The sequence below is a fragment of the Cupriavidus sp. GW823-FHT07B10 genome (genome assembly GCF_058794355.1).
This window is the reverse complement of sequence record NZ_JBXAGS010000009.1, coordinates 191,408-214,318: the sequence shown is the minus strand read 5'-3', so window position 1 is coordinate 214,318 and position 22,911 is coordinate 191,408. Positions and strand designations below refer to the sequence as shown.

The following is a 22,911-nucleotide window of genomic DNA, read 5'->3' as shown; positions in this document are numbered from 1 at the left end:
CCCTCAGTGAATCTGCATCCCGCGCATGGCATGAATCCGGCCATGATGCTGCGTCAACGCCTCATACTGGCGCTGCAGCGCCGCGCTGGCCTCTGGCGGCAGCGGCTTCATCATGACGGACTGATACTCGCGCCTGGCGGCATCTTCCTCGTGCTCGCACATGCCCAGCACGGCGTCGTCGTTGTTCGGCGACAGCATGTGGCGGAATGCCATCCAGCGGCGGTACAGCATGCCATTCATGCTGCCCCGGTCAGCTGGCGCGCCGCCCATGGCGCTGACCATCGACTGCAGTTCCTTCACCGACGCCCGGTACGATTCCGCGGTGCTGGTCAGAATGTCGCGCAGCGCTGCATCGCGCACTTCGCTGGCTCCGCTCATGCAGGCCAGTTCGCTGTCCTTGCCAGCCTCGATCAGCTGGTTCAGCGCCAAGACAGCTTGTTGCTGGTTGTTGCCCATGGAATTCTCCCAATTTGCATGCCAGCGATGCGCAACTTCGGCGCAAGTCGCCAGGTCTCGCCAACGGACGGACCGCCACGGCGCAACCGGCCGCGAGGGGAACGTCGGAGACGCCATCAACATGAATCAGCCGGTTCGCGCCGGGCCCCATCTGCCTGCCCGTTCAGAGGCAAGGCGTGATTCCATGATAGGAGATGGCTGAACCTCGCTTCAGCCCTTGCCCAGGATTGCCATTGCCTTGTTCGCATCGTCGAGCGAGTCCACCGACACGTACGCGACAAACTGTATCCCGATGACGGAGGCAGAGAATCCGCGCAGGTTGATTCCGCCTTCCGCCAGCTTTCGGGTCAGTTCCGCCACGATGCCGGGCCGGTCCCCGCCCATGATTCGCACCGAATGCAGGCTGTGCGTGACGTTGAAGCCGACCTGGGCAGCGGCACGGATTTCCCTGTCATTCTGCAGCGGTGTCACGAACACGACACCCTTGCCGGGGTCCTCCGGCGTGCGGCGCGCAATCGCGAATTGCAGGTCCGCACCGGCATCGCGCAAGGTCTCCAGTACCTCGGCGAGGCCGCCGGGACGGTCCGGTATGGTTGCCGCCCACACGTCCACGCGTTCCACGAGAAGATCGTTGGTCATTGCTCATTCCTCCAATGCCCTCCTACGAATCTAGCTCATGGCGGCCGCCAGGCAAGCTCCGGGCTCGGCGGACAGCGGCAGGGCGAATTCCTGGAAACTCCCCGTGCCCGGACTTAATATGGACTAGTCGTTTCAGGCAGCTATCGCAGGATAGTGGCACCGACCATCCCTGGATGGATGCCATGAAAGTGAAGGGGGATCGTCATGTCTGAAGGCAAATCGCCACGCCATGCTGCCCAGCAGGAATTGGCCGATGTGTCCGAGGCCGAAATCGCGGTCCATTGGCCCGAGGAAGACTACGTCCCGCCGGCCGGCCAGTTCATTGCGCAGGCCAATCTGACCGATCCCCATATTTTCGAGCGCTTCTCCCTCGAACGTTTCCCCGAGTGCTTCAAGGAGTTCGCAGACCTGCTGGACTGGTACAAATACTGGGAAACGACCCTGGATACCAGCAACCCGCCTTTCTGGCGCTGGTTCGTCGGCGGCAGGATCAACGCCTGCCACAATTGCGTGGATCGCCACCTCGCTGCATACAGGAACAAGACCGCGATTCATTTCGTGCCCGAGCCGGAGGATGAGGCGGTGCATCACCTCACCTACCAGGAGCTCTTCGTTCGCGTCAATGAGCTGGCCGCCCTGCTGCGCGAGTTCTGCGGCCTGAAGGCCGGCGACCGCGTCACGCTGCATATGCCGATGGTGGCCGAACTGCCCATCACCATGCTCGCCTGCGCCCGCATCGGCGTGATTCATTCGCAGGTATTCAGCGGCTTCAGCGGCAAGGCCTGCGCCGAGCGCATCGCGGACTCCGAGAGCCGGCTGCTGATCACCATGGACGCCTATCACCGCGGCGGTGAATTGCTCGATCACAAGGAAAAGGCCGACATCGCCGTGGCAGAAGCCGCCAGCGCCGGTCAGCAGGTCGAGAAGGTCCTGATCTGGCAGCGCTACCCGGGCAAGTATTCCAGTGCCGCCCTACTGGTGAAGGGCCGCGATGTCATTCTCAATGACGTGCTCGCCGGGTTCCGCGGCAGGCGTGTCGAGCCCGAGCCGATGCCGGCGGAGGCGCCGCTGTTCCTGATGTACACGAGCGGCACCACGGGCCGGCCCAAGGGCTGCCAGCATTCCACTGGCGGCTATCTGTCCTATGTGGCGTGGACCTCTAAGTACATCCAGGATATCCACCCCGAGGACGTCTACTGGTGCATGGCCGATATTGGCTGGATCACCGGGCATTCCTACATCGTCTATGGCCCGCTCGCGCTCGCCGCTTCGTCTGTCGTCTATGAAGGCGTGCCGACCTGGCCCGACGCCGGCCGGCCCTGGCGTATTGCGGAAAGCCTTGGCGTCAATATCTTCCACACCTCGCCCACCGCAATCCGCGCGCTGCGGCGCAACGGGCCCGACGAGCCGGCGAAGTACGACTGCCATTTCAAGCACATGACCACGGTGGGCGAGCCGATCGAGCCCGAAGTCTGGAAGTGGTACCACCGTGAAGTCGGCAAGGGCGAGGCGGTGATCGTGGACACCTGGTGGCAAACCGAGAATGGCGGCTTCCTCTGCAGCACGCTGCCGGGCATCCACCCGATGAAGCCCGGCAGCACTGGCCCGGGAATCCCGGGCATTCATCCGGTGATCTTTGACGAGGAAGGCAATGAGGTCCCGGCCGGCTCGGGCAAGGCGGGCAACATCTGCATCCGCAATCCCTGGCCGGGCATATTCCAGACCGTCTGGAAGGATCCGGACCGCTACGTGCGCCAGTACTATGCGCGCTATTGCAAGAATCCCGACAGCAAGGACTGGCACGACTGGCCGTATATGGCGGGCGATGGCGCAACGCAGGCGGCGGACGGCTACTTTCGCATCCTTGGCCGCATCGACGACGTGATCAATGTTTCCGGCCATCGCCTCGGCACCAAGGAGATCGAATCCGCAGCACTGCTGGTGCCGGACGTCGCCGAGGCGGCGGTGGTGCCGGTGGCCGACGAGGTCAAGGGCAAGGTGCCTGATCTCTATGTATCGCTCAAGCCGGGACTGTCGCCCTCCATCAAGATCGCGAACAAGGTCTCGGCAGCGGTGGTATCCCAGATTGGCGCGATTGCGCGTCCGCATCGGGTCGTGATCGTCCCCGACATGCCCAAGACACGCTCGGGCAAGATCATGCGCCGCGTGCTGGCGGCGATCTCCAACCACCAGGAGCCTGGCGACGTATCCACGCTTGCCAATCCGGAGGTCGTCGAGAAGATCAGGGAGCTGGCGACATAGGACGGCACTCCTGCCGGCGGCTCCCGGCACGCCGCTCACTTCCGCTCATCGGCACCCTCTGCCCCGAGCGCCTCGAGCAGCGGCCGCAAGGCATCGAGCTCCGCGCCAAAGCCGCTCCAGTCCCCCGCCTTCAAACGCTCGACGGCGCGGTCATAGTGCGCGAGTGCTTCGCGCGCGCGGGCGTTCGCTGCGCCCTGCGCCGGAATCGCCGCCGGCGCGGATTCCTTGAACAGGGCCGCAAGCGCTGCGCCCAGGGTGTCCTCCATGACCACGCGATCGCCATAGGCGGCGATCACCCGCTTGAGTTCGGGCAACTGGCCGGACTCCGCACGCAGGTAGAGCGGCGAGACATAGAGGATGGAGTTCTCGATCGGCACGACCTGCAGATGGCCGCGGATGACGCGCGAGCCCATCTGGTTCCACAGCGAAATCTGCTGCGAGATCTCGGTATTCTGCTGGATGCGCGCCTCGATCTGGAACGGCCCGTAGACCAGCTTTTCCTTGGGGAAGGTGTAGGCGACGAGCTTGCCGTAGTTGGGGGGATCGGAGCGCGCAGCCAGCCAGGCGATCATGTTCTCGCGCTGGCTCGGCACCATCGGCAGCATCAAGACGAACTCGGCGCGCGGTTCGTCCGGCAGCCGCAGGATCATGTAGTAGGGCATCATCCGCGCGGCGGGCGTGTTCCCTGTGCTCATGCCGGTCAGCTGGCGAGGAAACTCCCACAGATCCTCGCGGTTATAGAAGACTTCTGCCGCTTCCATGTGGTAGGCGCGGTAGATCCGCGCCTGGATCAGGAACAGGTCCTCAGGGTAGCGGATATGCCGCTGCAGGTCCTGCGACATGGCGCCCAGCGGCCTGAACATGCCCGGGAAGATGCGCTGGTACACCTGCACGATCGGATCGGCCGGGTCGCTGGTGTAGAAGTCGACCGTGCCGTTGTACGCATCGATCACGACCTTGACGGCGTTGCGGATGTAGTTGGCGCCGCCACCGGTGCCGGGCTGCGAATAAGGGAACCAGCGGCTGGTAGTGTAGGCGTCCTGGATCCAGTAGAGGCGACCATCGCTCACGACCACATAGGGGTCATGGTCGAGGCTGAGGAACGGCGCAATCGTGCGCACGCGGTTCCGGATATTGCGATGGAGCAGGATGCGGCTTTCCTGCGTGATGTAGCCGCTCAGCAGGATATTGGGATCGCCGAGATGCCAGGCGAACAGGGTCCGGCGCGCAATGCCGCCGATTCCGATGCCGTCGCGCCCGCGATAGGCCGTATAGACGTTGTCCTTGCCCTTGGGGTAGTCGAACTCGGGCACGCTGCCTTTGACGATGACATAGCCTTTGCCGCCTTCACCGAAATAGAGGCGCGGCTCCTGGATGACCGGGCCGCCGTCGGAGAGCGGGGGAATGTCATGCAGATAGAGCGAGGGCAGGCCTTCGGCGGATTTCTCGGTGACCGGCGACATCACCACGCCATTGCCATGGGTGAACAACAGATGCAGGTTCACCCAGGTCTGGGCATTGGCCGGAATCAGTGCCGGCTCAAGCTCCCGCGCCGACAGCATGACCTGCTGGTAGCCTGCGCCGAGCTGGTAGCGGTCGATGTCCGTCGCGAGGAATTTGTAATAGGTCCTGATCTCCTGCAGCTGCGCATAGGTATCGCGCAGCGGCTGCAGGTCCCACAGGCGGATGTTGTCGATGGTCGGCCGATTGGCCTGGAGCGCGGCGAGATTCAGGTTCTGTTCGACCGGAAACGGCTTTACCTCGATCTGCGTCAAGCCATAGGCCTCGCGCGTCAGCGCAATATTGTGTTGGAGATACGGTGTCTCGAGTTGCAGCTCGTTCGGCTTGACATAGAAACGCTGGAACAGTGCCGGCCAGATCGTGCCGAGCACGATTGCGCTACCGACCACCAGCAGCGCCGCGGCCGCAGGCACCCGGTAGTCCCGCCAGCGCATATTGGCCCACGAAGCGGCGGCAGCCGCGGCAGCCAGGCCGACTTGCAGCCACAGGACCGGCAGCCCGACATGGACATCGGTATAGCTCGCGCCGACCACGACCCCGTTGTCGCCGTAGAGCAGCATGAAGCGGTCGAGCCAGTAGGACCACGCCTGCAGCGCAAAGAACAAGCCGAGCAATGCCGATCCATGGGTAGCCGCCGCCGGTGAAAGCCCGCGCGGCGACCGGACCAGCGCGATGTCGCCGCGCAAGCCATAGACCACGCCGGCAAGCACTGCGCTGCAGCCCAACAGCAGGAGCAGCCAGTTCCTCAGTGCAAGATACGCCGGCAGCGTGAAGAAGTAGAAACCGATGTCCTTGGCGAAGATCGGATCGGTCTTGCCGAAAGGCACCTGATGGAAATAGCGCAGCGCAATGGCCCAGCTTGACAGTTCACCGACGGCCATGAGCAGCCCCACCAGGACGGCGACGCCGGCAATGGCGGCGCGCCAGGGGACGCGCGCCGCAATCTCGCCAACCGGCTGGCCCAGGACCTCCGGCCTCCAGGCCTGCGCCTGGCTCGCGCTGCGGTGCGCCAGCCAGCCCGATAGCCAGAGCGCGCCTGCCGAAACGGCGAATACGGCAAGGAACAGCAGCGCCTGGGTGAGGAAGATCGTGCGGAAAACCCCGGCGTAGCCAACCGAGGCAAACCACATCCAGTCAACAACGAGGCCGGTGACGCGACTGACGGCGATCAGCGCGACGATGACGGCAACAACCCAGGTCGCAAGGCGTCCCAGGCGCGTGGCGTCCCTCGCTGGCGAGCGCATCGATCATGCTCCTTTGCCGCACCGTCGTCCGTGACCCGGCTACTCGGGCTGCCTGCCCATATCAGCATATATGCGTTCGCTGCACAGCGCACGGGGTACGCCACCCTGGCCCGGCCGTGGCGTCGTTGGCGAGCACCCATTCACCCTGCCCGGCCTGATGTGAGCATATGATTCTCAAAATTCAACCAATCCAGGAATAGAATTACAATCTCCGGCGACATTGAACGACAATTCGCATGCCTGTGCTCCGGCCCGCAAATATCATGGACACGTACCCAGAACAAGACCAAGGTGCCTGCCATGCCGACCGGATCTCCCCTGACTGCCGCCCCTCCGGCAACTCTCCCGCATCTGCCCCCGCCAGCCGCGCCGCTCGACCAGTTGGCGCTCGACCTCGAGGCCACCTTCGCCCACAGCGCGCGCATGGTGGCCGGCCACATCGCCACGCACCTGCCGGACACCGACACGCTGCTTGCAACACTGCCGCCAGGCGCCCTGCTCGGCAAGCCGGATTGCTATGCCCGCCACCTGGTCCATGCCGACCCGCTGGAGCGCTTCTCGGCGATGGTGCTGGTCTGGCGCCCGGGCCAGGCCAGCCCCGTGCACGGCCATCGCACCTGGTGTGCCTACCGCGTGCTGCGCGGCACGCTGAGCGAGCAGCACTACCGGTGGGATCCAGCCAGCCGGCAGGCGCGCCATGCCAACACCGTCGCGCGCACGGCCGGCGATACCTTCAGCGTGCCGGCCGGGCTGCAGCATATCCATGCGCTGGGCAATGCCAGCGACGAGATCGCCGTGTCCCTGCACCTCTATGGCGTGCACCGCGACCACATTGCCACCGGCGTGAACCTGCTGGTGCCGACCGCCGACGCCTAGGTTTTGCCGCGCGTAGCCGCGCCGCATGCGGGCGCCGGCCCACCCTCACCTGAACCGCTACGCGCCATGGACCGCTACGACAAACAGATTCTCGCCATCCTGCAGGAAGACGCCACCGTGCCGGTGGCAGAGATCGGCGAACGCGTCGGCCTGACCTCGACGCCATGCTGGCGCCGGATCCAGCGGCTGGAAGACGCCGGCCTGATCCGCAAACGCGTGGCACTGCTCGACGCCGACAAGCTCAATGCCGGGGTCACGGTCTTTGTCTCGGTCCGCACCAGCCAGCACAACGTGAAATGGCTGGCGCAGTTCCACGGGCTGGTGGCATCGATCCCGGAAGTGACCGAGTTCTACCGCATGGCCGGCGATACGGACTACCTGCTGCGCGTGGTGGTGCCGGATATTGCCGCCTACGACCGCGTCTACAAGAAGCTGATCCAGGGCGCCGAGCTGGCCGACGTCAGTTCCAGCTTTGCGATGGAGCAGATCAAGTACACCACGGCGCTGCCGCTCGATTATGCGTAGGCCGGCACCGGCCAGCTAAGCCACGTTCGCGCTGCCACCGCCGATTAGCGTGGCACCGCACCGGGTGCGGTCCCCATGCAGTGCTGCGGGTTGCCCATCGACATCCATGCCGGAACTCGCGTCAACGACCGGCTACGTTGTACATCGCAGGCAGTGGTGAAAGGCTTGTGTCACTGCTCGGTCCAACGCGCCTGGTCCCAGTTGCTGGCAAAGTAATGACGTGTTTCGCGCCATGCGAAGAGGCCCGCATGCTCGTGGAGGTAGTCAAGCTCAGCGGCTTCCAGGCGGTCGATGGGAAGCCCACTCGCCCAGGCATGAATCCCAGTATCATCCGTCCCCCAGGGGTTGGTGAGGGTAACTCCCTGAGCAAGACACTTAGTGCCGACGTATCCGAGGGCGTTGCCACGGGCTTGTTTCGTTGGCTCGCATTGTCAGTTCCTTTGACTGGATGCTGATGTTTCCTTCGCTTCATTCGCAACTTCCTCCACGTCCCATGACTTAGACATGGTGGTTGCCGTCTTCATTGCCAGGCCTGGCATCCGGGCCGTTCGGCACACCGATGAACTCGTCGGCATGGGGACGCGCATAAGGGTCGTTGGGTGTGGGCCTGCACGCCGCCTCAATCTCGGGAGGCCACACGGGATCGCTGCAAGTTACCAGCGTGAGCCATCGGAATGCCGCATCCAGCAAGATCATCGGCAGGAAGATCAGATCACCAGCAGACCTGAGGTCGCCCCTGCAGATCTTGAAGCCCTCCCAAAAGCCCTCTCGTGGAGCCCAAAAAAACTTCGGTTCAGGCAGGTTGGCGGGACCGTCTTGCATATAACGTCGGTAGTATTCCCACTGCTGCTGGGCCTGTTCCAGCGTGAACATCTGCTGCCCGAGAACGAAGGCACGAACCACATTACCGTCCGCGTCCAACTTGTAATGGCGTATGTCATACATCTCATAGCTACGCGACAAGCCACCTTTCTTGCTGACGCCCACGCAGAAGAACTCTTCGTTGTTCCATGGCACCTCCCATACACCGTCCCCCCTTTTCGTGCGCATGGCATAGATGCGGTGGGTTCTTCGGTTCAGCCGGATCGGACGCCGCTTCAACGTGAAGAGGTTTCGTCGCATCGACTCACCGGCGATGAAGCCAAAGAAGCCGGTTGCCGAAGCCATCATGATGAGACCAATCAACATAGCAGGCCAGTACCCCGGGCGTCCTACCACTTCTGGTGAGTCATTCTTGAACCCGGAAATGATCATCGCGGAGCCGAGGAAACTGAGCGTCGCAAAAGCTAGGCCCAAGACCCAACCCTGACCGATCATCTGGATTCTTTTTTGCGACTCATCGATGATTTCCAAACAGGTCGAATCTATGCTGTAGACGTTGCCGATTTCATCGGCGACTTCGCTGGACGGCCTATCGATGTACAAGCGGTGCTGCAACTGCCATGTTCCATGGCGGTCTTCCCTTCTCGCGAAAGTAAAGTGGAATGCGTTCATCCTTGGTCGGGAGCTTCATTTCTTGGCATCCTCGCTAACCTCCTTAATGTCAAGTTGAAGAAACTCTGCCCATTCCTTCTCCATGGTGGTGTAGCGTTCGCCATTCGCTTGCTTGCTGAAATGGCAGCGCGTGGCCCATTTGAGCGTGGCCGGGTCGTCCAGGATCGCGATCCTCACGTTCACCGCGAAGAGTACGACCAGGAGAGGCCAAACCGGAGTGCCAACGAGAATTAGTTCTGCAGAGATTAGCGCGGCGGTGCTGGTGTCGCTTACTCTTGTCCAGCACGGCTTCATAGGGCGCCCAAGCCGCATCGCCGGCTGCCTTTTTCCTCGCAAGGCGAGTCGCTTCACGCTCCGCATCTTCGCGCTTCCATCGCTCGGCCGTCGCTTTTCCATTAAACAGAACCGACATGAGTTCGTAAGCCGGAAATCCATCCGGCGTGGTCTTCATGCGCTCAGCCTCGGCCGCCGCGGCCTCCGCCTCTTTTGTGTGCTGCGCCTCGGCGCTGGCCCGGATGTTCGATTCAAGACGATCCAGCAAAAAGTCCGTAGACTGATCCCAGATGACCGCGTTGTTCGCCTTCGGGTGCATCTTGGGATTGGTCAGGATGCTCAGGTCCTCGATAATCGCCAGCGGGTCGTTGCATGCCAGCATCAGTGCCTTGCCGGGCGAAATCTGCTCCATCCGATCCGCAAGCATCGAACCGCTTATGGGGCCAATCGGAGCAATCTCGCCCAGGTTAATGGCGGGCATATCGGCAATCCCGCGCATTGACACTTGCTCACATTGCGTGGCTCGCGAGCGACGCCACGGCGCGCACAGAAACGCTTGTGCCAGCGCTTCCGTCCGCTGACTTGGCGATCGCCCGGCGGAGACCGGCGGCGCCTGAGCGAAACGATATAGCGGCAGTGTGTTTGGGCCAGATCCGGCACCGGCGGAGCGCCCTCGCGGACACTAGGAAAATGCTGATCAGTGAGCTGGCGCAGGTAATCCAGACCTCGGCATTCGTAATGTGAGAGAAGCAGGCCGCATTTCCCTAAGTGAACCTGAACGCCAGCGAAATAATGATCGGCCCCAGCACCGGCAGCAGCACGTTGGCAATGGCATAGGTAATGGTGTACCCCAGCAACGGCACCGAGCTGTGGCTGGCGGCCAGGATGGCGCTGATCGCCGGGGTGCTCACGTGCTGCCCGGCAATCGCACCAACCAGCAGCGGGCCTTCGATCTTCAGGAGCTTGTGACCGATCCATAAGGACAGGCACGCCGGCCCCAGCGACACGGCCAGCCCGATCAGCGGCAGCACCGCGCCGTGCTCGCGGATCAGCGAGATCGCATCCGGCCCGGCGGACAAGCCGACGCATGCGACAAAGAGCGCCAGGCCCAGGTCCTTCAGGATCTGCACGGCCGACCTCGGGAAGGTGCCGAGCGACGGCCTTCTTGAATTGATCCATCCGAACACCAGGCCGCTGAGCAGCGCCCCGCCCCCGCTGCCAAGCGAAATATGCATGCCGCCAGGGCTCAGGCTCAGGGTTCCCACCAGCAGGCCCGCCAGGATGCCCACGCACAGGAAGACCAGGTCGGTGACCTCGGTTGCCTTCGCTTCCACGCCGATTCCGGCAATGGCTTCGGACAGCGACGGCTCCAGGCCGACGATGGTGACCACATCGCCATGCTGCAGCGGCGTGGAACGCGTGATCGGCAGCGACATCCCCGAGCGCCGCACCTGCAGGATCCAGACTTCACGCAGACGGCGTGCGCCGGCCAGGCGGGCCAGTTCGCCGATGGTCTTGCCGTTGACCCTGGGCTTGTTCACGATGACCTGCTTTTCGACCAGCTGGATGGCATCCGTGTGGGCCTCGGGCAGCAGGACTTCGGGCCCGATCAGGGCTGCCGCCTTCAGCAGGTTGCTGCGGATCCCGACCATGGCCAGGATATCGCTGGCCTGGACCTTGTCGTCATCGCCAAGCTCGATACTGGTGCCGTCGCGCAGCACCTTGACGATAGACGCCCGGCCACCCACCTGTTGCTGCAGCTCGCTCACCGTCATTCCGGCGGCCTGGTGCACGGAATAAGCGCGCCCGATCAGGCGCGGCAGCGCGGGTTGCGTCGCGACGTCGTCCTCGGACGCGGCATCCATCTTCGCGGCGACTTCCCTGGCGGCCTTGCGCAGATCGATGCCCAGCAAGGCCGGCGCGATCTGGCTGGTGAAGAACACGATGCTGATCAGGCCGACCAGGTAGGTCAGCGTATATGCCGTGGCGATATTGGCCTCGTAGCGGCTCGCGGTGGCGGCGTCCAGGCCCAGGTGCTTCAGCGCCTCGGCGGCGGTGCCGACCACGGCCGATTCCGTCGCCGCACCCGCGGCCAGGCCGGCGGCGGTGCCGGGATCGAAGCCCAGGTAGGCCGCCGCACCGACGGCGATGGCGAGCACGACGATGGCTTCCACCACCGGCAGGACCATATAGCGCAGGCTCGACCGGTTCAGGTTGGCAAAGAACTGCGGCCCGCCGGAATAGCCCATGGCGAAGATAAACAACGCGAAGGCCATGTCCTTGAGCTCGCCGTGCATCTGGCAACCGGTCTGCCCCATGAACAGCGCGACGACCAGCGTGCCGCAGACTCCCCCTAGCTGGATCGGGCCCACGCGTGCCTTGCCGATGAAGTAACCCAGGCCCACGGTGATGAAGAGCACCATCAACGGGTTGCCTGCAAACAGATCAACGGAGCATTTCATAGAGGGGGCGTCGTTTGGGGGACTTGATTGTCAGGGATTTAGCGGAGGCAGTGCGGGCATGGCTTGCCGGTGCCGTCGCACCGGCGCCCTGGCAGTATGGCGGCGCAGGCCCTGGGCCAACGGGGTGCCATTCCAGGCAGCCTGGGCCGGCATCGCGCCGTAGAGATGGCGTTGCAGGTCGGTCACGGCATCGGCAAGGGCGGCATCGCCGACCGACTCTGCCCACACTGCGGGGGTGGTGCCGTGGGCGGCGCGCGTCCATGCGCCCAGCGCCTGGCTGGCGGCAGCGGCACTGCCTGCCTGGCAGGCTTGCAGCGTTGCTTCCAGCTGCGCGTCGGCACCTTCGGCGCGGGCGCGCTTGCGCTCGGCCAGCCGCTGGCGCAGCCGGGCCAGCGCCGGCCGCATACGCCACCACGACAGCCCGGCTGCCAGCACAGCCACCAGCCCCACTGCCCCCCACAGCAATGTCCGCCAGGGCAAGCCGCCCTCGCCCGGCAGCGCGCCGGCAGACGGACCGCCCGGGGCCAGCGCGCTGCCCGCGCGCGCGGCAGCCACTACCACCCTGATCGCGGGCGCTTCGGACTTTGCCGGCTTGCGTGTGGCCGGATCGACCCAATCCACTGTCACCGCCGGCAGCGTGTAGGTACCGGTCCGCTCGAACACGTAGGTGATGGCATCCACGCGCGTGCCGCCCGGCCCGGGCGCGTCCTGGGCGTGATCGGACAGCCGCGCATCGGCGCTGAAGACACGCACCCCGCGCGGCGCCGCGGCGTGCGGCGGATGGATCATCATGGCCTGGGTCTGCGGCGCAAAGGTGGTGACGGTGCGCACCAGGGCATCGCCCGCGCGCAGCCGCACGGTGCCTTCGTCGGAGGCGTGGTCCAGCGCCTGTGTCACGGTGAGCCGGGCCACCGGCAGCAAGGGCCGTCCGGTTCCGGCGCCGGCCTTCACCGCGCCGCCGGCTCCCGCGCGGATCCGCGTGGGCGGGAAGGTCACGCTGCCCTCGCGCGGCGCGCCGTCGTCGCCCGCATAAGTGAAGCGCACGGTCGCGGTTGGCAGCTCGAAGTCGCCGTCCTGCTCGGCGGTAAAGGCATAGGTCTTGCGGATGCCGGCGTAGCCAACCCCATCGATGGTTTCGGTCGAGTTCAACGCGCGCTGGTCAGGCATGGTGACGACGGCGCCCGGCACCTGGAGCACCGGGAAGGCCGGCGCCGACATGAAGAAGTTGGGCGCCAGGATAGTGACGTCGATGCTGATCTGCTGGCCGACCAGCACCGGCTGCTTCGCGCCCACTTCCACGCGCACGATGGGCTCGGCGGCACGCGCGAGCAAGGGCAGCAGCAACGCCGCCATCAGCAAGATGACCAGCGGCGCAAGCTGCCGCAGCCACCCGCGCTGACACACGGCGCGGCCGCTCATCGCTGCCCCTGCTGCGGTGCGGCCTGCCCGCGCTGCAGCGCGAACTTGCGCTGCAACAGGTCGGTCGGCGTGGTCTGGATCGCGCGCATCCACATCTCGGCGTCCTGCGTCAGGCCGATATGCATGGACTGGCCGCCCTGCTCCGGCGGCCTCGCGGCGTCGTACTTGATTTCATCCGGCGGCACGTCGGGGGGCTCTTCCTGGTCGTCGGGGTCTGGCTTGTCTTTTGGCTTCTGCTGCGCCAGCAGCTTTTCCATCAGCGCCAGGTTGGCCGTGGCCGCCGGCCATTGCGGCTGGCGCCTGAGCGCCTGGCGGTAGCGCGCGGCGGCTTGCTGGTACTGACCCTGCCGCGCCAGCGCATTGCCCTGGTTGTAGTCGGCCTGCGGTGAATCGACCAGCGCGAAGCTCTGCACCGCCTGCGCGTACTGGCCGGCGCGATACTGGGCGACGCCGCGCCACATCGCATCGTCGAACAGGGTCGCGGCGCGCGCGAAGTCGCCCTGTTCGAAGGCGCGGCGGCCTTGCTGGTCATGCGTCAGCCACAGGTCGGCAAAGCGCCACGGGCGCGCGGCATCGGCCTGCTGTGCGCGCAAGCCCGGTTGCGGCGCAGCGAACGCCAGCGCCAGCAGCAGGCCGGCGGTCCAGCGCACGGTCCAGCCCTTGCGGAACCACAGCATGGCCAGCAGCGTGACCGGCAGCACCAGCCACCAGCCTTCATCCTTCCAGCGCGTGCGGTCGCCAGCCTGCATCTGTTCGAGGTGCGACTGCACATGGCGCTGCACCCACGCCACGTCGTCGTCGCTGCCGGGCGTGAAGGTGGCGAGCGGTGTGCCGCTGTCGTCGCCGAAGCGCTTGAACGCCGCCACATCCAGCCGCGCGAACACACGTGCGCCGTCCTGTTCGACATAGCCGCCCGCTGCATTGCGCAGCGGCCCGCCCTGTTCCGTGCCGATGGCCAGCACCACCGGCTGGCTGCGGCCGCTGTCCGCCTGCGCGCGGAAGGCCCTGGCGGCGGCGGGGTCCACGCCGTCGGTCAGGAACAGGATGGTGCCGGGCACCGGCTCACGCGCCAGGTCGGCGTCAATGATGCGCAGCGCCTGTGCCATGTCGCGCCCCGGCACCGGCATGATGCGGGTCTGCAGCGCATCGACAAAGGTCTGCAGCAGGTTGGTGTCGTCCGTCAGCGGCAGCACCAGGTGGGTGGAGCCGGCATAGGCATAGATCGCCGTGCGGCCGCCGTCGCGGCGCGCCAGCAGCGCCTTGATCTTGAGCTTGGCGCGCTCCAGCCGCGTGGGCGTGACGTCCACCGCGTCCATGGTGGGCGACAGGTCCACGGCGATCGCCAGCGGTACCTTGTCATCCAGGAACGGCGGGCGCTCCTGCCGCCAGCTCGGCCCTGCCAGCGCGATGGCGCCGAGTGCCAGCAGCAGCGCGGTCAGGTGCACCGGGCGCAGCGCCACGCGGCGGCGTTCGCCGATCACCAGCGCGTCGAGCAGGTGCGGCGCGATGGTCTGGCGCCAGCGCCGCCGCACATCGCCGCGGCGCTGCACCGCCCACACCAGCAGCGCGGCCGGCACCAGCACCAGCAGCCACCACGGGCGCAGGAAATGGAAGTGCGCAAGCGTGTCGAGGGCCTGCATCAGCGCCCCTCCCCGGCGGCATTCGCGATCTCGTCAGCTCCTTTGGCCGTGCCACGCCGGCGCGACAACCACGCCGAGTAGCCGAACATCAGCAGCTGGTACGCCAGCACCAGCGCCAGCGCCGCCCCCAGCGGCCACATGAACAGCTCGCGCCGCGGCCGCCATGACAAGGTCTTCTGGTTGTGCGGCGTGATCCGGTCCAGCGTCGCGTAGATGGTCTCCAGCCCGGCCTGGTCGGCGCCGAAGAAGTAGCGCCCCCCGGTCTGCGCGGCCAGCCGCTGCAGTACGCCGAGATCGACCTTCTCCTCGCCCGAAGCATTGGGATCGCCGATGCCGATGGTATGTACCACCACCTTGCGCTCCTTGGCGATCCCCCCCGCGCGCTCGGGCGGCATCCGGCTGGCGGTGTCGTTGCCGTCGGTCAGCACGATCAGCACTTTCTCGGGCGCTTCGCTGTGCTCGAACATCTTGATGCCGAGCCCGATGGCATCGCCCAGCGCCGTGCTCGGCCCGGCCATGCCCGGCAGCAGGCCGGTGATCAGCGTCTGCACCAACTGGTGATCCAGCGTGAACGGTGCCAGCGGGTACGGCGCGTCGCCAAACACGATCAGGCCGATGCGGTCGCCCGGGCGCCTGGCGACAAAACCGCTCACCACCTGCCGCACCGCCTGCACGCGCGGGATCAGCGCGCCGGACGGGTCGCGGAAGTCGCGTGTGTCCATCGACTGCGACAAGTCCAGCGCGATCAGCAGGTCGCGCGCCGGCTGCACCTTCTGGAACGGTGCCTCCAGGAACTGCGGCCGCGCCAGCGCCGTCACCACCAGCGCCCACGCCAGCGGCGCCAGCACCCATTGCAGCCGGTTGCGGCGCGACACCACGGCCCCGGTGGCCGGGGTCAGGCCGGCGGCGCTGGCCACCTCGCCAAAGAACGGCAGGCGCACCGACGGGCTTTCCTCGCGGTACGGCGGCAGCCACCACCACAGCAGCAACGGCAGCGGCAGCAGCACGAAGAGCCAGGGGTATTCAAACTGGTACATGGTGCTCCGCGATCCAGCGCCGGCACGCGCCGGCCACCGCCTGCACCTGCGTCTCGGGCCATTGCGCCAGCACCGCGTCGTCGCGGTATTCGGCGTCCTGCACCAGCGCAGCCAGCAGCGGCGCGGCGTCTTGTGCGCGCCCGGCGTGTGCCTGCAGGAATTCGGCCCAGCCGGCGCCGGCCAGGCTGGCAACCTGGGCGCGCGGCCACGCGGCCAGCGCCGTGCGCTTGAGCAGCGCCGCCATCTGCCGCAGCGCGGCGACGCGGTGCGCGGGGTCAGCGCCCAGCGGCAGTCCTGCCAGTTCGGCCAGCGCCTCGCGCCGGTAGCGGTTGGCGCGGTAGCGCCGCCACGCGCGCCAGCCTGCCCAGGCCAGGGCCAGCAGCAGCAAGGCGCCGGCGATCGGCCAGCCGATGGTCTGCGGCGCCCAGGAAGGGGGCGGCGGCACGGCTACGTCGGCAAGGGTGGCCAGCGTAGCCACGCCCGTGCTGTCTTCGACGCCCGCTGCGGTGCTGTGCGTGAGGCTCATCGCGCCGCTCCTGCGCGTTGCCGCACCGGCGTCTGCTGCAGCGGGCGGCCCAGCAGCCGGCGCAGCTGCAGCGCCGTTTCCTCTGCCGCCGACAGCGGCAGCAGCGGCACGCCGATGGCGTGGTGCCAGTCCAGCAGCGCCTTGGCGTGCGTATCGACAAACTCCGCAATGCTGCGCCGCGTGGCCGCGTGGCCGAAGCCCAGCTCCACCTGCAGTTCGCCGTCGCTGACCACCAGTTGGCCGGACTCCGGCAACTCGCTCAGGAAGGGATCGTGGACCAAGATGGTCAGCACGTCGTTGCGCGCCGCCATTTCCAGCATCAGGTCGCGGGTGCGATCGTCATGGCCGTCGAAATCGCTGATGACGATAACCAGGCAGTCATGGCGCGCCATGCGCGCGGCGCGCTCCAGCGCCGCGTTCAGCTGCCCCGCGGCGCGCCGCGCCGGCGCATCGGCGCGCAAGGCCTGGTTGAAGCGCGCGATGGCGCCCAGCAGCTGCTGCACGGCTTCGCGGCTGCGGCGCGGGGTGAACTCCTCGGCCTTCGCATCGCCGAACACCACGCCGCCGACGCGGTCGCCTTCGGCCAGCACGCGCCAGGCGGCCAGCGCTGCCGCCTCGGCCGCGCTGACCGACTTCATCGCGCGCCGGCTGCCGAAGAACATATTGATGCGCTGGTCCACCACCAGCAGCACGGGACGGTCCTTTTCCTCGGTGTAGACGCGCACGTGCGGCTTGCCGGTGCGCGCGGTCACGCGCCAGTCCATGCTGCGGATATCGTCGCCGGGCAGATACAGGCGCAGTTCCTCGAAGGTCAGTCCGCGTCCGCGCACCTTGGAGGCGTGGCGGCCGGCCAGCACGCTGTGCACCGGCTGGCGCGGCAGGAAGTGGAAGTCGCGCGCGGCCACTTCCAGCGCGGCCAGCGCCGCCGCGTCCACGCTGACGCCGGCAACGGTCGCGGCAGCCGGCGCCTGCACCGCAGATGGCGCGGCGCGGGCCATGGCGCGGAACGGCAGACGCATCGGCTAGCCCTCGCGCGCCGTCAAGCCACCGCCACCCGCTGCACCAGGCGGTCGATTGCGGCATCGGCACCGATGCCGGCCGCATGCGCCTCGTACGACAGGATCAGCCGGTGGCGGAACACGTCGTGCACCACCGCCTGCACATCCTCGGGCGTGACGAAATCGCGCCCATGCAGCCAGGCGTGCGCGCGCGCCACCTTGTCCAGCCCGATCGAGCCGCGCGGGCTCACGCCGATCTGGATCCACTTGTCGAGGTCGTCGTCCACGGGCTTGGGGGCGCGCGTGGCTTGCACCAGCGTCACGATGTAGCGCTCCACCGCATCGCTGACATGGATGCCATGGATCTCCGCCCGCGCGGCGAAGATCGCTTCGGGAGCCAGCCGCACTGCCTGCGCCCCGCCCCCCGCCCCGCCGCCGGCCTCTTCCTCGCGGGCCAGCTTGACGATGTCGGCCTCGGCGTCCGCCTCGGGATAGCCCACGCTGACATGCATCAGGAAGCGATCCATCTGGGCCTCGGGCAGCGGATAGGTGCCCTCCTGCTCGATCGGGTTCTGCGTGGCCATCACCAGGAACAGCGGCTCCAGCTTGTGGGTGGTGCCGCCGACGGTGACCTGGCGCTCCTCCATGGCTTCCAGCAGAGCCGCCTGCACCTTGGCCGGCGAGCGGTTGACCTCGTCCGCCAGCACCAGGTTGGCGAACACCGGGCCGGCCTGGAATCGGAACTCGCCCTTGCCGCCTTCGGTGAAGTACACCTCTGAACCCGTGATGTCGGCGGGCAGCAGGTCCGGCGTGAACTGGATCCGCGACAGCCGCGCATCCAGGTTGCGCGCCAGCATCTTGATGGCCCGCGTCTTGGCCAGCCCCGGCAACCCTTCCACCAGCAGGTGGCCATCGGCCAACAGGCCAAGCAGCAAGCGTTCGATCATGCGCTGCTGCCCCACAATCGATTCGCCCATGCGCTGCTGCAGGGCCAGGACGTCGTCGCGTGCGCTCATGGCGTGTTCCTTGGTTCAGCAGGTGCGCGGCGGGCGGGGCGAGCTGACTGGCCGCCGACGAACCAGGCGTAGTAGGGATTGTCGGGATCGGCGCGCATGGCCTGCGTGATATGGCTGGCCCAGGCTTCGCGGTCACCGCGGTAGGCATCGAGGCCGGCGCGGTAGAAGGTGTGCAGCACTTCGCGCTCGCGGCGCAAGTCGCGCCAGAATGCGTCATCGGCGCCCGCCAGCGGGGGTTCGCTTTGCAGCGACAGCAGCCTGGACAAGGTTTCCGGGAAGGCGTCGCGGCGGACCCAGCCGGCGTATTCGATGCGCGGGCGGTCATCGGTGACGGCCGGCGCATCGGCCGCATACCAGTCCAGGCCGGCGCGGTCGGTGACCCAGGTCGCCATCAGCGCCGCCGGCGAGCGCACGCCCACGGCCTGCAGCGCGGCAGCAACTTCCGGCTGTTCAAAGCGCGTGCGGATGCGCGCGGCATCCAGCGCCAGCGGCGACAGCGAACCCACCAGCATCATCTCGTGCAGCTCGGTGGTCCACAGCATGGCGTGCGGGAACACGTCCAGGAAGCTGCGCACCAGCATGCGGGTGTCTTCGTCGTTCTGCGTCGGCAGCGGCAGCCACTGCGCCACCAGCCCGCCGGGTTGCAGCCGCGCTGCCGCGAGGCGGTAGAAATCGGTCGAATACAGGTTGACCACGCCGGCCGCCGACGGAGGCGGCGGCTCCAGGGTGATCAGGTCGTACTGCTGCGTGCTTTGCAGCAGTTCACGCCGGCCGTCGCGCAGGCGGATGTCCATGCGCTTGTCGGTGGCCACGCCGAAATTGCCCTCGAAGTTGGGCACGGCGCGCGCCACCGGCGGCAGCAGTTCCGCCACCACGCGGTGTTCAAGGCCAGGCCAGGCCAGCGTGGCGCCGGCCGTGATACCGGTGCCAAGGCCGATGACCAGGGTGGATTTGGGCGTGCCGTTGTGCACGATCAACGGCAGCAGCGCCTGCAGCCGCATATAGCGCTGCGAGGTCATGGCATCGCCCGAATTGGAGACGCCCTGGATATACAGGCGTCGGAAGCGGTTGCTGGACGAGGTCTGCTCCACCACGGCCACGGTCGCGCCGCGGCCCTCCTCGTAGAACACCAGGTCGCCGCCGCGGGCGCGCGCCAGCAGCGTGGCGAGCCGGTCCGCAGGCGCCAGCGCGGCGGCGATCACGGCCAGCACACTGACCATCGGCACCGCCCAGCGCGCTACGCGGCGCACACCACTACCCAGCGCCACCGCCACCACGCCGACCACGCCAGCGCTCACTGCCAGCAGAGACAGCGTATGCACCAGCCCCAGGTATGGCACCAGCACAAAGCCGGCCAGCGCCGTGCCGGCGATGCCGCCCAGAGTATTGAGCGCCACCACGCTGCCGACGCCGGCGCCGACGTGCCGGCTATCGACGCTCACGCGGAGCACGAAGGGGAACGCCGCGCCCAGCAACAGCGTGGGCACGAACACGACCGACAGCGCCGCCAGCGCAAAGCTGGCACAGGCCGCCACCAGCGGGCTGGACGTCAGCCCCTGCACCCAGGCGGACAGGCTGCCCTGCGCCCGCAGCAGCCATTCGCCCAGCAGCACGAATTCAAGCAACGCCACCAGCCCCGCCCCCGTCACCAGCAGACCGAAGGCGCCCCAGGGGTCGCGCACCCGGTCGGCATGGCGCGCAGCCAGCGCGCTGCCGATAGCCAGGCCGGCAAGGTACGTTGCCAACACCACGGTAAAAGCGAAGGTACGCGTGCTGAGGAACTGCACGATGGCCTGCGACCAGACCACTTCGTAGCCGAGGGCAATGCCGCCGGCAGCGGCATACAGCACCAGCGCCAGCCGGCCGTTGGCGGCATCGCCGCCGGCAGCGGCGCCTTGCCCGGCAGCGGCGGCAACCGGCTCGGCCGCAGCTTGCGTGCGCGCAGCCAGCAGCCAGGCCACCAGCGCCGCGGCGCCATTGAGCATGCCTGCCGTGACCGCACTGCCCAGGATGCCCAGCAGCGGCACCAGCACGAATCCAGCCAGCAGCGTGCCGGCGATGGCGCCGGCCGTATTGGCGGCATACAGCCGCCCGCCATGCACGCCCACACGGCCGGCGCCTGGCGTCAGCACGCGCATCAGCACCGGCAAGGTGCCGCCCATGGCGGCTGCAGGCAGGATCACCAGCACAAAGGGCAAGGCCCACGCCAGCCATCCGGTGCGCTGCTCCAGCCAGGCGAACGGCGCTGCCGCATGCGCCAGCGCCACGGTGGCGCCGATGCCCAGCACCAGGACGCCGATTTCGAGCCACGCATACAGGCGCAGCGGATTGCCGTGGCGGTCGGCCACGCGGCCGAACAGCCAGCCGCCCAGGGCCAGCCCGCCAAAAAAGGCGCTGACCGCGGTGGTGACCGCGTGCACGTCGACGCCCACCACCAGCGACAGCTGGCGGATCCAGACGATCTGGTAAACCAGTCCGGCCGTGCCGGATATGAACAGCAACACGGCCGCCCAAAGCCACGTCTGGTCGGCCGTGTTGCCCCGCAGCGCCAAGGCGGATGCGGAATATTCGGTCTTCACGGAGCGCGCCCGGCGCCCGTCCTTGCCACCATTGCCGCCCGGGGCGGCATGAGATTCGATCATGAACTGGACCGTTGGCGCGAAGGCCCGCGCGTACGCGGGCCTTCGCCGGTTTCAACTGCCGTCACAGGCGGACGGCGCTGATGACTGACTGCATTACTTCTTCTTCATCGATTCTTCAATCCTCTTGTCGACCTGCTCGCGCACCTGGTCGATGCTGAAGCTGGCCGGGCGCTGGCTCGGCGGGTAGTTGACGAAGGTCTGGAGGAACGCCGCAGCCTTCATCGTCCCGATCTCGGTCAGGTACGCGTTCTTGCCCAGCCAGTCGTTGTACTGGTCAGAAACGATGTCTGCGCGTTCATACGGATCCATGCGCAGGTTGAAGATCTTCGGCACCCGCAGGCACTTGAACGGATCCTGCCAGACCTGGAACCCGCCCGGTGTAGTCTGCTCGCAGAAGACGACCTTCCAGTCGTCATAGCGCATCGCCACGAGCACGCCGTCGTCGTTGAAGTAATAGAACTCCTTGCGCGCGCCCTTGTTGGTCTGCCCCGTCAGGTACGCCAACTGGTTGTAGCCGTCGAGGTGTACCTTGGCGTTCTTGCTGCCAAGCGACGTACCCTTTAGCAGCCGCTCCTTGATATCGCCGTCGCCAACGGCAGCCAGCAGCGTCGGGAACCAGTCAAGCCCGGAGAACATCTCGTTGCTGACGGTGCCCGCCTTGATCTTGCCCGGCCAGCGGATCATCGCCGGTACGCGGAACGCGCCTTCCCAGTTGGTGTTTTTCTCGCTGCGGAACGGCGTGCTTGCCGCATCAGGCCAGGACCACTGGTTGGGGCCGTTGTCGGTGGTGTAGATGACGATGGTGTTGTCCGCGATCTTCAGGTCATCGAGCGTCTTGAGCAGCTTGCCGACGTCGCCGTCGTGCTCGATCATGCCGTCGGCGTAATCGTTGCCGGGCATGCCGCTCTGGCCCTGCATGGACTGACGCACATGGGTGAACGCGTGCATGCGGGTTGTGTTCATCCAGACAAAGAACGGCTTGTCGGCCTGGACCTGCTTGGTAATGAACTTCTGCGCCGCGTCGGTGGTCTCGTCGTCGATGGTCTCCATGCGCTTGGTAGTCAGTGCACCGGTATCCTCGATCTTGCCGTCGGCCGTGGAGTGCAGCACGCCACGCGGCGAGAAGTTCTTCACGAATGGATCGTTCTTGTCCTTCGGCCAGTACGGGCGCTGCGGTTCTTCTTCGGCATTCAGGTGATAGAGGTTGCCGTAGAATTCGTCGAAACCGTGCTTGGTCGGCAGGTACTCGTCGCGGTCGCCCAGGTGGTTCTTGCCGAACTGGCCGGTGGCGTAGCCGAGCGGCTTGAGGGCCTCGGCAATGGTCACATCGCGGGCTTGCAAGCCCACGGTCGCCCCCGGCGCGCCTACCTTCGACAGGCCGGTGCGCAGCGGCGACTGGCCCGTGATGAACGACGAGCGGCCCGCCGTGCAGCTGTTCTCGGCGTAGTAGTCGGTGAAGATCATCCCCTCACGGGCGATGCGGTCGATGTTCGGCGTGCGATGGCCCACCACGCCCATGCTGTAGGCGCTGATGTTGGTCTGGCCGATGTCGTCGCCGAAGATCACCAGGATGTTGGGCTTCTTGCCCGACGTATTGACAGCCACTGGCGCGGAAGCGGCTTCAGGTGCAACCGGCAGGTTGGACTGCGCCGGCGGCTGTGCCGGCGTCGCGGACGTGTCCGGCGCCGCCGCAGCCGGGGCCGGGGTCGCCGGCTGCTGCGCGGCAGGCGCCTGCTGTTTGGGCTCGTCTGCCTTCTTGCAGCCGGCGATCGCCGCGATGGCGATCGCCATTGCGGCCATGGCAAAGCGCGCGCCGCGCCTTGCCGGGGTGGACTCTGTCATTCGTTGCATTGCTGCTCCCGATAGTCAAACAGCTTCAAC

General features: G+C 66.6%; 17 protein-coding genes and 1 pseudogene. 3 read left to right on the top strand and 15 right to left on the bottom strand.

The genetic code is table 11. The annotated features are described in order from the left end of the window. Positions 1-3: 3 nt before the first annotated feature. Together AC1Q6V_RS20295 and AC1Q6V_RS20290 are read right to left on the bottom strand one after the other, a co-directional pair. Positions 4-456: a PA2169 family four-helix-bundle protein gene (locus AC1Q6V_RS20295; protein WP_011615190.1), complete on the bottom strand. Its 453-nt coding sequence runs from the start codon at positions 454-456 to the stop codon at positions 4-6. A 210-nt stretch (positions 457-666) separates the two neighbouring features. After that, positions 667-1,095, bottom strand: coding sequence for an ACT domain-containing protein (locus AC1Q6V_RS20290; protein WP_010811579.1), 429 nt, complete (start codon positions 1,093-1,095; stop codon positions 667-669). A 204-nt stretch (positions 1,096-1,299) separates the two neighbouring features. Here AC1Q6V_RS20290 and acs point away from each other — a divergent pair, with 204 nt between their 5' ends. Beyond that, positions 1,300-3,357, top strand: coding sequence for an acetate--CoA ligase (gene acs / locus AC1Q6V_RS20285; protein ID WP_454750343.1), 2,058 nt, complete (start codon positions 1,300-1,302; stop codon positions 3,355-3,357). A 35-nt stretch (positions 3,358-3,392) separates the two neighbouring features. Here acs and AC1Q6V_RS20280 read toward each other — a convergent pair whose 3' ends face one another. Next, a complete protein-coding gene (locus AC1Q6V_RS20280) occupies positions 3,393-6,122 on the bottom strand; it encodes a UPF0182 family membrane protein (RefSeq protein ID WP_454750344.1) in 2,730 nt (909 codons plus the stop codon). Between the two features lie 300 nt (positions 6,123-6,422). Here AC1Q6V_RS20280 and AC1Q6V_RS20275 point away from each other — a divergent pair, with 300 nt between their 5' ends. Both AC1Q6V_RS20275 and AC1Q6V_RS20270 read left to right on the top strand, forming a co-directional pair. Beyond that, positions 6,423-6,998 (top strand): cysteine dioxygenase family protein, encoded by a 576-nt coding sequence (locus AC1Q6V_RS20275; RefSeq protein ID WP_010811576.1) that lies wholly within the window; start codon positions 6,423-6,425, stop codon positions 6,996-6,998. A 66-nt stretch (positions 6,999-7,064) separates the two neighbouring features. Beyond that, positions 7,065-7,523 carry an Lrp/AsnC family transcriptional regulator gene (locus AC1Q6V_RS20270; protein ID WP_010811575.1) on the top strand — a complete coding sequence of 153 codons (459 nt, stop codon included), beginning with the start codon at positions 7,065-7,067 and terminating at the stop codon, positions 7,521-7,523. Positions 7,524-7,538: 15 nt separating this feature from the next. Here AC1Q6V_RS20270 and AC1Q6V_RS20265 read toward each other — a convergent pair. The 12 genes and pseudogenes from AC1Q6V_RS20265 to AC1Q6V_RS20210 all read right to left on the bottom strand — a co-directional run. Next, positions 7,539-7,640: pseudogene (locus tag AC1Q6V_RS20265) on the bottom strand (PAAR domain-containing protein); the annotation flags it as partial. Positions 7,641-8,021: 381 nt separating this feature from the next. Beyond that, complete coding sequence (locus AC1Q6V_RS20260; protein ID WP_454750345.1) at positions 8,022-9,017, bottom strand: DUF6708 domain-containing protein; 996 nt, start codon at positions 9,015-9,017, stop codon at positions 8,022-8,024. Between the two features lie 49 nt (positions 9,018-9,066). Then, positions 9,067-9,789: a hypothetical protein gene (locus AC1Q6V_RS20255; RefSeq protein ID WP_011615186.1), complete on the bottom strand. Its 723-nt coding sequence runs from the start codon at positions 9,787-9,789 to the stop codon at positions 9,067-9,069. A gap of 265 nt (positions 9,790-10,054) precedes the next feature. Next, positions 10,055-11,752, bottom strand: a complete 1,698-nt coding sequence (aspT, locus tag AC1Q6V_RS20250; RefSeq protein WP_439671642.1) for an aspartate-alanine antiporter — start codon at positions 11,750-11,752, stop codon at positions 10,055-10,057. A 30-nt stretch (positions 11,753-11,782) separates the two neighbouring features. Then, complete coding sequence (locus AC1Q6V_RS20245; RefSeq protein WP_454749626.1) at positions 11,783-13,171, bottom strand: BatD family protein; 1,389 nt, start codon at positions 13,169-13,171, stop codon at positions 11,783-11,785. Continuing rightward, on the bottom strand, positions 13,168-14,811 hold the full coding sequence (locus AC1Q6V_RS20240) for a vWA domain-containing protein (protein ID WP_454749625.1): 1,644 nt from the start codon (positions 14,809-14,811) through the stop codon (positions 13,168-13,170). The genes AC1Q6V_RS20245 and AC1Q6V_RS20240 overlap by 4 nt, the downstream gene beginning before the upstream one ends. Further along, on the bottom strand, positions 14,811-15,848 hold the full coding sequence (locus AC1Q6V_RS20235) for a vWA domain-containing protein (protein ID WP_439671639.1): 1,038 nt from the start codon (positions 15,846-15,848) through the stop codon (positions 14,811-14,813). The genes AC1Q6V_RS20240 and AC1Q6V_RS20235 overlap by 1 nt, the downstream gene beginning before the upstream one ends. Next, positions 15,835-16,374 (bottom strand): DUF4381 domain-containing protein, encoded by a 540-nt coding sequence (locus tag AC1Q6V_RS20230; protein WP_010811568.1) that lies wholly within the window; start codon positions 16,372-16,374, stop codon positions 15,835-15,837. Before AC1Q6V_RS20230 ends, AC1Q6V_RS20235 begins: the two co-directional genes overlap by 14 nt. Then, positions 16,371-17,393, bottom strand: coding sequence for a DUF58 domain-containing protein (locus AC1Q6V_RS20225; RefSeq protein ID WP_010811567.1), 1,023 nt, complete (start codon positions 17,391-17,393; stop codon positions 16,371-16,373). The genes AC1Q6V_RS20230 and AC1Q6V_RS20225 overlap by 4 nt, the downstream gene beginning before the upstream one ends. 20 nt (positions 17,394-17,413) lie before the next feature. Continuing rightward, entirely contained in the window at positions 17,414-18,388 is a 975-nt protein-coding gene (locus AC1Q6V_RS20220) for an AAA family ATPase (protein ID WP_010811566.1), read from the bottom strand. Continuing rightward, positions 18,385-21,030, bottom strand: coding sequence for a fused MFS/spermidine synthase (locus tag AC1Q6V_RS20215; RefSeq protein WP_011615178.1), 2,646 nt, complete (start codon positions 21,028-21,030; stop codon positions 18,385-18,387). The genes AC1Q6V_RS20220 and AC1Q6V_RS20215 overlap by 4 nt, the downstream gene beginning before the upstream one ends. Positions 21,031-21,123: 93 nt before the next feature. Further along, on the bottom strand, positions 21,124-22,881 hold the full coding sequence (locus tag AC1Q6V_RS20210) for an arylsulfatase (protein WP_454749624.1): 1,758 nt from the start codon (positions 22,879-22,881) through the stop codon (positions 21,124-21,126). Positions 22,882-22,911: the final 30 nt, after the last annotated feature.

Excerpts from the sequence above, each read along its gene's own strand:
- AC1Q6V_RS20295 (WP_011615190.1), bottom strand. The coding sequence starts at position 456 with ATGGGCAACAACCAGCAACAAGCTGTCTTGGCGCTGAACCAGCTGATC.
- AC1Q6V_RS20290 (WP_010811579.1), bottom strand. The coding sequence starts at position 1,095 with ATGACCAACGATCTTCTCGTGGAACGCGTGGACGTGTGGGCGGCAACC.
- acs (WP_454750343.1), top strand. The coding sequence starts at position 1,300 with ATGTCTGAAGGCAAATCGCCACGCCATGCTGCCCAGCAGGAATTGGCC.
- AC1Q6V_RS20280 (WP_454750344.1), bottom strand. The coding sequence starts at position 6,122 with ATGCGCTCGCCAGCGAGGGACGCCACGCGCCTGGGACGCCTTGCGACC.
- AC1Q6V_RS20275 (WP_010811576.1), top strand. The coding sequence starts at position 6,423 with ATGCCGACCGGATCTCCCCTGACTGCCGCCCCTCCGGCAACTCTCCCG.
- AC1Q6V_RS20270 (WP_010811575.1), top strand. The coding sequence starts at position 7,065 with ATGGACCGCTACGACAAACAGATTCTCGCCATCCTGCAGGAAGACGCC.
- AC1Q6V_RS20260 (WP_454750345.1), bottom strand. The coding sequence starts at position 9,017 with ATGAACGCATTCCACTTTACTTTCGCGAGAAGGGAAGACCGCCATGGA.
- AC1Q6V_RS20255 (WP_011615186.1), bottom strand. The coding sequence starts at position 9,789 with ATGCGCGGGATTGCCGATATGCCCGCCATTAACCTGGGCGAGATTGCT.
- aspT (WP_439671642.1), bottom strand. The coding sequence starts at position 11,752 with ATGAAATGCTCCGTTGATCTGTTTGCAGGCAACCCGTTGATGGTGCTC.
- AC1Q6V_RS20245 (WP_454749626.1), bottom strand. The coding sequence starts at position 13,171 with ATGAGCGGCCGCGCCGTGTGTCAGCGCGGGTGGCTGCGGCAGCTTGCG.
- AC1Q6V_RS20240 (WP_454749625.1), bottom strand. The coding sequence starts at position 14,811 with ATGCAGGCCCTCGACACGCTTGCGCACTTCCATTTCCTGCGCCCGTGG.
- AC1Q6V_RS20235 (WP_439671639.1), bottom strand. The coding sequence starts at position 15,848 with ATGTACCAGTTTGAATACCCCTGGCTCTTCGTGCTGCTGCCGCTGCCG.
- AC1Q6V_RS20230 (WP_010811568.1), bottom strand. The coding sequence starts at position 16,374 with ATGAGCCTCACGCACAGCACCGCAGCGGGCGTCGAAGACAGCACGGGC.
- AC1Q6V_RS20225 (WP_010811567.1), bottom strand. The coding sequence starts at position 17,393 with ATGCGTCTGCCGTTCCGCGCCATGGCCCGCGCCGCGCCATCTGCGGTG.
- AC1Q6V_RS20220 (WP_010811566.1), bottom strand. The coding sequence starts at position 18,388 with ATGAGCGCACGCGACGACGTCCTGGCCCTGCAGCAGCGCATGGGCGAA.
- AC1Q6V_RS20215 (WP_011615178.1), bottom strand. The coding sequence starts at position 21,030 with ATGATCGAATCTCATGCCGCCCCGGGCGGCAATGGTGGCAAGGACGGG.
- AC1Q6V_RS20210 (WP_454749624.1), bottom strand. The coding sequence starts at position 22,881 with ATGCAACGAATGACAGAGTCCACCCCGGCAAGGCGCGGCGCGCGCTTT.